Source organism: Stenotrophomonas sp. FR012 (assembly GCF_047520565.2).
Lineage (GTDB): Bacteria > Pseudomonadota > Gammaproteobacteria > Xanthomonadales > Xanthomonadaceae > Stenotrophomonas > Stenotrophomonas sepilia.
The window spans coordinates 178,697-188,430 of the sequence record NZ_JAXBQL020000009.1 but is presented as its reverse complement, the minus strand read 5'-3'; the positions used below and the strand labels follow the sequence as shown (position 1 = coordinate 188,430).

Here is a 9,734-nt window from a genome sequence, read left to right as displayed (position 1 = left end):
AGGCGGCGCCCCAGTGGGGCGCCGCTCTGCTCTCAACAATGCTCAGTCGAGCATGGCCCGACTTTATTTGGCCGAAGCCTTGTCCTTCATCATCGCGTCGCGGGCCGCCTTGAACGGGTTGCCTGCATACCAGTTCGGCCAACGATCACCACCGGCCAGCTCCTTGCCGACGCCGTACATCAGCTGCAGGTCTTCGACGGCGCCATCCAGCTTCCAGGTGGCGGCGTCGAACTCGTCCTTCGGGCCATGGTAGCGGTTGGCGCCGTAGTCCGCCGCGGCCTTGCGGCCCGCTTCCACGCCACCCTCGCGCAGGTCCTCGCCGCCATCGGCGTACAGGGCCGGCACACCGGCCTTGGCGAAGTTGAAGTGATCCGAGCGGAAGTAGAAGCCGCTTTGCACCGAGGTCTCACCGTGCAGCGTACGGTCCTGGGCGGCGGCCAACGGCTTGAGGATGTCCTCCAGCTCCGAGCTGCCGAAGCCGGTGACGGTCACGTCCTTGGCACGGCCGGCCACCGACATCGCATCGATGTTGATCACACCGGCGATCTTGTCCAGCGGGAAGGTCGGATGGGCGACGTAGTACTTCGAACCCAGCAGGCCGGATTCTTCCAGGGTCACGGCCAGGAACACCACCGAACGCTCCGGCTTCGGGTCCTGGTGCGCCATGGCTTCGGCCACTTCGAGAATGCCGGCCACGCCGGTCGCGTTGTCGACGGCGCCGTTGTAGATGTTGTCGCCGGTTTCACCCTCATGCTTGCCCAGGTGGTCCCAGTGCGCCATGTACAGCACCGCCTCGTCAGCGCGCTTGCTGCCCGGCAGCACACCCACCACGTTGCGCGACTGCTTCTGTGCGATCTGGCTCTTCAGGTCGACCGCAGCGGTGGCCTTCAGCGGCACCGGCTTGAAACCGCGCTTGCTGGCGTCCTTGTAGGCCTGCGCCAGGTCCAGGCCGGCACCGGCGAACAGTGCCTTGGCCGCGTCGGCGCTCAGCCAGCCCTGCACCGGGATACGCGCTTCCGGATCATCCTTGGCCGGCAGGTCGTACTGCGGGCCCGCCCAGGAATTCTTCACCACGTCCCAGCCGTAGGAGGCGCCGGCGGTATCGTGCACGATCAGCGCGGCGGCGGCGCCCTTGCGCGCGGCTTCCTCGAACTTGTAGGTCCAGCGGCCGTAGTAGGTCATGCGCTTGCCGTCGAACAGCTTCTCGTCGTCGACATGGAAGCCCGGGTCGTTGACGAACATGACGACCGTCTTACCTTTCCAGTCCTGGCCGGCGTAATCGTTCCACTTCTGCTCCGGCGCATCGACGCCATAGCCGACGAACACCAGGTCGCTGGCATCGACCTTTACCTCGGCCTGGCCGGTGCGGGTACCCACCACCATGTCGGTGCCGAACTTCAGCTCGGTGGTCTTGCCGCCCTGGGTGATCTTCAGCACGGTCGATTCGTCGGCCGTGGTCTCGGTCATCGGCACATCCTGGAACCAGCTGTCGCCGTTGCCGGGCTGCAGGCCGATGCGCTGCATCTGGTCGCGGATGTAGTTGACCGTCAGCTCTTCACCCTTGCTGCCCGGGGCGCGGCCTTCGAACTCATCCGAGGCCAGCGTCTTGACCATCTCGGCGAAGTCGCCGGCATTGATCTCCGGGGAGAACGAATGGGCGGCCGGCTTCGCCGCAGCGGTGTCGGTGGCCGGCGCGGCGGCGGGCGTGTTTTCGCCTTTGCAGGCACTGAGCGCGGCCGCGGCGGCCAGGCACAGGAGGAGTTTGCGGGGCATCGTCGATTCCTGGAGAACAAAGGGCGGCCGCACCTGATGCGCGACCGGTAACAGTGAGTATCACCGAACCGGCAGGTCCGGCGGGTTCAGTCCGCCGGGGCGGTTTCGGTGTCGAACGGAATTGGCTCGGCGCCGGTCACCGGGCCGATGCGAGCGGAGCGATGCACGTACAGCACCACTTCGCGCTCGAACTGCAGGGGGCCGTTGACCACCGCATTCGGGCCGATGATCACGCGCGGCTTGCGGCTGGCGGTCAGCGAGACACTGAAGTTCGGCTTGCGCACATGCACACCGCCGTTGACCTGCGAACCGATACCGACGGTGATGTCACCATTGACGGTCTCCACGTCCTTGCCGACGCGGCTTTCGACCAGGCCGATGCCACCATTGACGGTCTCGACACCGCCTTCGATCTGGCTGCCGCGATCAGTGAAGATGCTGCCGTTGACGGTGCTGACGCCGCCACTGGCGATCACTTCACGACCCAGGCGCACACCGCCGTTGACCGTTTCGATCTTGCCGGTGCGCGCGCGGTCGGCGACCTTCACCCCGCCGTTGACGGTGTCGATGCTGCCGGTCTCGACGCCCTCGCCGACGCGGATGCCGCCGTTGACGGTGTCCAGCTTGCCGTAGCGTTGACCGGGTTCGGCGCTGATGCTGCCGTTGACCTTGCTGATGTTCTCCTGCGCACAGACCGGCCCGGTGGCCAGCAGTACGCCCAACAGCAGCGGAATGGAAAGAGTTTTCATGGCGACCTCGATGGATGTGCGGCTGGCAGGCCGCGTGCGGAGATGTCACCATTCCCCGGTAGCCCCCGCAACTGCCTGAAGTCACTGGAAAGCCCTTGCGCGACAACGCCTTCCCATCACGCCGACATCACATCGCCGCTGCCCGCGGCGGTCGCTGCCTGCTGCTGGGGCTGGCGTTGGCGCTGGCCCTGCCGCTGCCCAGCGGTGCGCAGACCACCCGCGAGACCGAGCGCAAGCTGCAGAAACTGCGAACCGAACTGAAGGGCGTGGCGCAGGAGCGACGGCAGATCGAGGGCCAGCGCGGGCAGGCATCGCAACAACTGCGCGAGGCCGACGAGAAGGTAGCCCGCACCGGCCGTGCCCTTGCGCAGACGGAAGCCGCGCTGCGCGAGCAGGGCCGCGCCCTTGTCGAAGCCGAGCAGCGCCGCAGCACGCTGCAGGGCAACCTGGCCCAGCAGCACCGCGAACTGGCCGGGCTGTTGCGCGCGGCATATCAGCTGGGCAACCACGCACCGCTGAAGCTGCTGCTGTCGCAGGACACGGTGGCCGATGCCAACCGCGCCCTGGCCTACCATCGCTACCTGCAGCGCGAGCGTGCGCAGCGGATCACCACGCTGACCGCCGACCTGAAGGAGCTGGAAGCGCTTCAAGCGCAGATCGCCGAGCGCAAGCAGAAGCTGCAGGGGACGCAGCAGGACCAGAAACAGCAGGCAGCCGCCCTGGAAGCGGACCGCCGCGATCGCGCAAAGACCGTTGCCTCGCTGGAAGAGCGCTTCAAGGACCAGCGTGAGAAGGAACAGGCACTGGGCCAGGACGCCAAGGCACTGGAAACGCTGCTGGCCAACCTGCGTGCCGCTGCCGCGCGGGCCGAAGCCGAGCGGCGCGCCGCTGCACGCCGGGCCGCCGCCGAGAAAGCCGCTGCCGAGCGCGCCGCACGCCAGGCCGCCGCGCAGGGCCGTCCACCGCCGCCCACCAAGGTTCCACCTGCGGTGGCGTCGGCACCGGCGCCGAAGGTCGGCGGCCTGGGGTGGCCGTTGTCCGGCAACCTGCTGGCCCGCTATGGCGGCAAGCTGCCCGATGGGCGCACCAGCAGCGGTGTGCTGATCGGCGCGCCAGCCGGCAGCACGGTCACGGCCGTGGCCGATGGCACCGTGGTGTTCTCCGACTGGATGACCGGCTACGGCATGATCCTGATCGTCGACCACGGCAACGGCTACATGAGCCTTTACGCGCATAACGACACCCTGCTGAAGGATGCTGGCGCGCGGGTCAGCCGCGGCGATGCGGTGGCCAAGGTCGGCAATTCCGGCGGCCAGGGCGTCACCGCGCTGTACTTCGAGCTGCGCCGTGGCGGGCAGCCGGTCAACCCGGACAGCTGGCTGCAGCGGCGCTGAATCCTGGCCCGCCGGATGCGGGCCGGATTCAACGGGAATTTAGCTGTGCTTCGCGCATAATCGGTGCATGTGCCTTGGGCACCATGCCACCGTCGACAGGAGTGATCCATGCGCGCAGCCCGTACCGCCACCCTCTTGCTGGCCCTGTTGCCAGCGCTGACCTGGGCGCAGCAGACCGCGCCCGCCCCCAGCCCGGAAACCAGCGGGCAGGCAGCGAACAGCGAGGAGGCGGTGACTTCGAAGGTGCCGCTGGAGGAAATCCGCCGTTTCGTGGCCGTGTACAACGCGGTGCGCGCCGCCTATGTCGACCCGGTCGATGACAAGAAGCTGATGCAGTCAGCCGTGCGTGGCCTGCTGCTCGACCTTGATCCGCACAGCACCTACTTCAACAAGGAAGACGCGCAGGCCTTCGACGAGCAAGCCAACGGTGCCTACGAGGGCATCGGCGTGGAGCTGCAGCAGCAGCCGGACAATGCCAGCATGAAGGTGATCGCGCCGATCGACGACACGCCGGCAGCCAAGGCCGGCATCCTTGCCGGCGATTTGATCATCGCCATCGACGGCAAGCCGATCAGCGCGATCGATGCCAGCGAACCGCTGCGTGGCCCGGCCGGCAGCAAGGTGGTGCTGACCATCGTGCGTGATGGCAAGCCGAAGCCGTTCGATGTCAGCCTGACCCGCCAGACCATCCGCGTGACCAGCGTGCGCAGCCGCCTGCTCGAGCCGGGCTATGGCTATATCCGCCTGAGCACCTTCCAGGCCGATACCGGCTCGGACTTCCAGAAGCATGTGCAGCAGCTGCAGAAGCAGTCCGGTGGCCAGCTCAAGGGCCTGGTGCTGGATCTGCGCAGCAACCCGGGTGGCCTGCTGACGGCCGCCGTGCAGGTCGCCGACGATCTGCTCGACAAGGGCAACATTGTCAGCACCCGTGGCCGCATCAGCATCAGCGATGCCCGATTCGACGCGACCCCGGGCGACCTGCTGAAGGGCGCACCGGTGGTGGTGCTGGCCGATGCCGGTTCGGCCAGCGCCTCGGAAGTGCTGGCTGGCGCGCTGCGCGACAACAAGCGCGCCCGCGTGGTGGGCAGCCGCACCTTCGGCAAGGGCTCGGTGCAGACCGTGCTGCCGCTGGACAACGGCGATTCGGTGAAGCTGACCACCGCGCGCTACTACACGCCCAGCGGCAAGTCGATCCAGGCCACCGGCATCGTGCCGGACGTTGAGTTGAAGCCCGCCGCCGCCCCGGCGGAGGATGCCCTGCCGGCCAGCCTGAGCGATTACAGCGAAGCCACCCTGCCAGGCCATCTGCGCGGCGACGACGAAGGCACCGAGGGCTACCACGCCGGTGCGGTGCTGCCGGGCGACGGCCCGATCAACGACGCGCTGGCCGAGCTGAAGAACCCCGGTTCGGTGGCCGCACGGTTGAAGGCCGAGGCCGCGAAGGCGGATGCCGCCAACGCCGCGAAGGCCGCTGCGGTGAAGCCCGAAGCCAAGCCGGAGCCGAAGGTCGAACCGAAGGCAGACAGCACGCCCGAAGCCAAGCCCGCACCGGTCCCGGCCAAGCCTTGATTCCTGGTCTACGAACGAGCGGGTGAGCGTGGAGCCGGCCAGCGGCCGGCACTACCTGGATCAGAAGCCGTGGCGCTTGCGCAGTCGGCGGGCGATGGCCGCCCGCACGTAGACCCCGTACACGACGCCGAACACGAAGCCACCGATGTGCGCCCACCAGGCCACCATGCCGAAGCTTGGGCCGATGTGGGCGAACACCACTTGCAGCGCCGCCCAGACGCCGATCAGCAGGTACGCCGGGGCGCGCACGAACTCCAGGAACAGGCCGAGCGGGATCACCACGCCCAGCCGCGCGCCCGGGAACAGGGCCAGATAGGCGCCGATCAGGGCCGACACCGCGCCGCTGGCGCCGATGATGATCTGGTCCGGGCTGCCCATGGTGTAGATCGCCACCAGGTTCGACACTGCGCCGCCGACCAGGAACAGCAGCAGCAGCCGCCACGGCCCCAGCACCCGCTCGGCGGGCAGGCCGAAGATCAACAGGAACACCAGGTTGCCCAGCAGGTGCGACCAGTCCGCGTGCAGGAACAGGGCGGTGAACAGCCGCAGCACGCTGCCGTCCTGCAGGGTCGCCCACCAGTCCAGCGGGTGGGTCAGACCGGTGGACAGCGCGCCCCAGTCCAGCCAGAGGCTGCCGCGGGCATCGTCCGGACGCGAGATCGACCACAGGAACGCCAGCCACAATGACGCGAACAGCACGGGCGTGGCCCAGCGCAGGGCCGCCTTCTTGCGGGACGGGAGCGAGACGAACATGCCAATAGCCTAGCGTGCGGCCACTTTCGGTGGGGACGGTCCTGTTCAGCTTTTGAGACGAAAAAACCGCCTGCGCTGTTATTGTTTCATTAACAGCTCTGGGTAATACTCGCATACGGCGTCGTATGTCGGGAGGGGAATCCGGCGCGCTCCGATGGGTCCCAGGACCCGGCGGGCGCAGGCGCACTCAGAGCACCATCACCGCTTACCGGAGAGAGAGAACTACGATGCAAACCGCTTCCACCATTGCCCGACTGACCCTGCTGGCCGTCGGCGTTGCCGGTGCGCTGGCCGCCGCCGATGCCAATGCTGCCGCCTTCCAGCTGAAGGAAAACAGCGCCAAGGGCCTGGGCCGCGCGTTCGCCGGCTCCACCTCGACCGAAGGTGACGCCTCGGTCATCGCCACCAACCCGGCCTCCATGCGCCTGCTCGACGGCACCCTGGTCCAGGGCGACGTCAGTGCCATCAGCTTCGGCGCCAAGTTCCGCGGCCAGGGCAAGTACGGCAACGGCGCGCCGATTTCCGGTGGCAACGGCGGCGACGCCGGCATGATCGCCCCGGTTCCGGCCGCGTACTTCCACGTGCCGTTCGGCGAGAACGACAACATGCACTTCGGTGCTTCGCTGACCGTGCCGTTCGGCTTCAAGACCGAATACGACCGCGACTGGGTCGGCCGCTACAACGGCGTCAAGACCGAGCTGCAGGCCATCGACCTGGGCGTGGCGTTCTCCTATGACGTCAACCCGTACCTGTCGTTCGGTGCTTCGGTGTTCGCCGAGCGCCTGAACGTCGACCTGACCAGCGCTGTCGATACCGGCACCGCGATCAACGCCACGGCCCAGCGCACCGCTGCGGCGCGTGTGCTGGCTGCCGGCGGCACTGCGGCCCAGGCTGCGGCGGCCTCGCAGGCCGCTGCACGCCAGGCCGCCCAGCTCGGCTTCTCGCCGGGCACCGCCGATGGCTACCTGCGCATCAAGGGCGACGAAGTGTCGGTCGGCTACACCCTGGGCATGACGGTCACCCCGGTGGAAGGCACCAACATCGCCTTCAGCTACCGCTCGAAGGTCGAGCACAAGATCACCGATGGCAAGGCCGACTTCACCATCCCGCAGAACGCTGCCGCCTTCCTGGCCACTGCTGCCCCGGGTACCTTCATCGACAGCAACGGCCGCGCCACCATCACCCTGCCGGCCAGCGCCACCGTGGGCTTCACCCACCGCGTGAACGACCAGTGGCAGATCATGGCCGAGGTCACGCGCACGGCGTGGAGCAAGTTCGACCAGGTCACGGTCGACTATGACTCCAACCAGCCGGACAGCGTGCTGCCGTTCCACTACCGCGACACCACCTTCGCGTCGATCGGTACCGATTTCCGCGTGAACGACAAGCTGACCCTGCGTGGCGGCCTGGCGTACGACCAGACCCCGACCACCGACGCCCACCGTGACGTGCGCGTGCCGGACACCACCCGCAAGTGGCTGTCGCTGGGCCTGACCTACGCCGCTTCGGACAAGATGGAATACAGCGTGGGTTACACCCACCTGTTCACCAAGGATCCGAACATCACCTCGACCTCGGCCACTGCCAACACCGTGACCGGCAAGTACAAGGTGAGCGGCGACGTGCTGGCGGCGTCGATGCAGTACAAGTTCTGATTCGGGCGATTGCCTGAAGCAGTACGAGGAGAGCCCCGCGCAAGCGGGGCTTTCTTTTTGCGGAGGGTATCCACGCATGGCATGGATCTGCTGGTCCGACGACGCAGGGCGTGGATCTACGCGACAATGGTGCCATGAACCTGTCCGACCCGAGCTTCCAGCTGGAGCTGGCCGCCAACATCGCCGTCGCCGGCTCGATCCTGCTGGCTGGTCGCAACAACGTGCACACCTGGTGGCTGGGCATCGTCGGCTGCGCATTGTTTGCGGCCGTGTTCGAGCGCTCGCACCTGTATGCGGACATGGTGCTGCAGTTCTTCTTCATCGCCATCAGCGTGCTGGGCTGGTGGCAGTGGCTGCGCGGCGACCATGGCGCGCCGCTGCCGATCACTGCGCTGCGGCCGCGGGCATGGGCCTGGCTGGCGCCGCTGGCGGTGGTGGCCACGTTCGGCTACGGCTGGATGCTGACCCGACTGACCAACGCCTATGCGCCTTACATCGATTCGGCGGTGCTGGTGCTGAGCGTGATCGCGCAGATCCTGATGATGCGGCGCAAGCTGGAATCGTGGTGGGTGTGGGTGCTGGTGAACACCGTGGCAGTGCCGCTGTACTACAGCCGTGGCCTGCATCTGACCTCGATCCTCTACATCGGTTTCTGGATAAACGCGCTGGTCGCCCTGCGCCATTGGCGGCACCTGATGCGGGACGAGGCCAGGGCGGCCGATGCCGCTGCCTGAGCGTGTCGAGCGCGGCCTGGTGGTGGGCAAGTTCTGCCCGCTGCATCTCGGTCACGAACGCCTGATCGACTTCGCCGCCACGCGCTGCCAGCAGCTGCTGGTGATCGGCTGGTCGCAGCCGGGTTTCCCAGGCTACAGCGCCGAGCGTCGCGAGCGCTGGCTGCGAGCGCGCTTCCCGCAGGCGACGGTGGCGGTGCTCGATGATGCGCGGCTGGCGGCATTGTGCACGCAGCACGGTTTGCCCGTGCGCACGCTGCCGCAGGACAGCGACAACGAGCACGTGCAGCGCGAGTTTACCGCCTGGCTGTGCCTGAGCCTGTTCGGCGGGCCGGTGCAGGCGGTGTACACCGGTGAGGACTACGGCGACGGCTTCGCGCAGGCGCTGGCCACGCACTTCGGTGCGCCGGTACGCCATGAGCGGCTCGAACGCGCATTGGACGCCGGGCAGGCGTGTGGCACCCAGCTGCGCGCCGATCCGCATGCGCACCGCCATGGTCTCGCACCGGAGGTGTACGCCGGATACGTGCAGCGCGTGGCCTTCATTGGTGGCGAGTCCAGTGGCAAGACCACGCTGGCGCGGGTGATGGCCGAGCGCCTGCAGACCGCCTGGGTGCCGGAGTATGGCCGCACGCTCTGGGAGCAGCAGGGCGGCGACCTGATGCCGGACGATCTGCTTCGTATCGCGATGACCCAGCCGCAGCATGAAGAAGAGGCTGCGCGGCGGGCACATCGCTGGCTGTTCTGCGATACCACGCCGCTGGTGACGCTGGGCTACAGCGGCTGGATGTCTGGTACGGCGCCGGAGGCACTGCGGCAGGCTGCATTGCGGCCATATGACCTGCTGTTCCTGTGCGCGCCGGATATTCCGTTCGACCAGGACGGCACACGGGTGGGGGAAGCATTCCGTGCGCAGCAGCATGCGTGGTACGTGCGCGAGCTGCAAGCGCGGGGCGTCGACCATGTGCTGCTGGAAGGCGATCTGGAGACGCGCATCGCGCGCGTACAGCGCGAGCTGGCTAAGCGTGCGGACAACCGGTTCAGTGTCGCCCTGCCTCTGTAGCGCCGAGCCCATGCTCGGCTGCGCCAGGAAAGCCGAGCGTGGGCTCG

The 9,734-nt window shown here is 67.6% G+C and carries 8 protein-coding genes; 5 read left to right on the top strand and 3 right to left on the bottom strand.

Annotated elements, in window-relative coordinates; genetic code table 11:
* Positions 1-63: 63 nt before the first annotated feature.
* Both ACM0O9_RS15810 and ACM0O9_RS15805 read right to left on the bottom strand, forming a co-directional pair.
* Positions 64-1,773: a M28 family metallopeptidase gene (locus ACM0O9_RS15810; protein WP_235649875.1), complete on the bottom strand. Its 1,710-nt coding sequence runs from the start codon at positions 1,771-1,773 to the stop codon at positions 64-66.
* Positions 1,774-1,859: 86 nt separating this feature from the next.
* A complete protein-coding gene (locus ACM0O9_RS15805) occupies positions 1,860-2,522 on the bottom strand; it encodes a DUF4097 family beta strand repeat-containing protein (protein ID WP_005414989.1) in 663 nt (220 codons plus the stop codon).
* Positions 2,523-2,617: 95 nt separating this feature from the next.
* On the opposite strand from ACM0O9_RS15805, the gene ACM0O9_RS15800 reads away from it, so the two are divergent.
* Entirely contained in the window at positions 2,618-3,916 is a 1,299-nt protein-coding gene (locus ACM0O9_RS15800; RefSeq protein ID WP_414604202.1) for a murein hydrolase activator EnvC family protein, read from the top strand.
* Positions 3,917-4,024: 108 nt separating this feature from the next.
* Positions 4,025-5,485, top strand: coding sequence for a S41 family peptidase (locus ACM0O9_RS15795; protein ID WP_414604203.1), 1,461 nt, complete (start codon positions 4,025-4,027; stop codon positions 5,483-5,485).
* 60 nt (positions 5,486-5,545) lie between these two features.
* Here the strand turns inward: ACM0O9_RS15795 and ACM0O9_RS15790 are convergent, their stop codons facing one another.
* Positions 5,546-6,238, bottom strand: a complete 693-nt coding sequence (locus tag ACM0O9_RS15790; protein WP_053498727.1) for a rhomboid family intramembrane serine protease — start codon at positions 6,236-6,238, stop codon at positions 5,546-5,548.
* Positions 6,239-6,465: 227 nt separating this feature from the next.
* On the opposite strand from ACM0O9_RS15790, the gene ACM0O9_RS15785 reads away from it, so the two are divergent.
* From ACM0O9_RS15785 to ACM0O9_RS15775, 3 genes are all read left to right on the top strand, one after another.
* The gene (locus ACM0O9_RS15785) at positions 6,466-7,893 is read left to right on the top strand and encodes an outer membrane protein transport protein (protein ID WP_053498726.1); all 1,428 of its coding nucleotides are present in this window, start codon (positions 6,466-6,468) and stop codon (positions 7,891-7,893) included.
* 134 nt (positions 7,894-8,027) lie between these two features.
* Positions 8,028-8,627 (top strand): nicotinamide riboside transporter PnuC, encoded by a 600-nt coding sequence (gene pnuC, locus ACM0O9_RS15780; protein WP_414604204.1) that lies wholly within the window; start codon positions 8,028-8,030, stop codon positions 8,625-8,627.
* Complete coding sequence (locus ACM0O9_RS15775; RefSeq protein ID WP_414604205.1) at positions 8,614-9,687, top strand: AAA family ATPase; 1,074 nt, start codon at positions 8,614-8,616, stop codon at positions 9,685-9,687. Before pnuC ends, ACM0O9_RS15775 begins: the two co-directional genes overlap by 14 nt.
* Positions 9,688-9,734: the final 47 nt, after the last annotated feature.

Coding starts and splice junctions, on each gene's coding strand:
- ACM0O9_RS15790 (WP_053498727.1), bottom strand. CDS start 6,238: ATGTTCGTCTCGCTCCCGTCCCGCAAGAAGGCGGCCCTGCGCTGGGCC.
- pnuC (WP_414604204.1), top strand. CDS start 8,028: ATGAACCTGTCCGACCCGAGCTTCCAGCTGGAGCTGGCCGCCAACATC.
- ACM0O9_RS15795 (WP_414604203.1), top strand. CDS start 4,025: ATGCGCGCAGCCCGTACCGCCACCCTCTTGCTGGCCCTGTTGCCAGCG.
- ACM0O9_RS15805 (WP_005414989.1), bottom strand. CDS start 2,522: ATGAAAACTCTTTCCATTCCGCTGCTGTTGGGCGTACTGCTGGCCACC.
- ACM0O9_RS15775 (WP_414604205.1), top strand. CDS start 8,614: ATGCCGCTGCCTGAGCGTGTCGAGCGCGGCCTGGTGGTGGGCAAGTTC.
- ACM0O9_RS15785 (WP_053498726.1), top strand. CDS start 6,466: ATGCAAACCGCTTCCACCATTGCCCGACTGACCCTGCTGGCCGTCGGC.
- ACM0O9_RS15810 (WP_235649875.1), bottom strand. CDS start 1,773: ATGCCCCGCAAACTCCTCCTGTGCCTGGCCGCCGCGGCCGCGCTCAGT.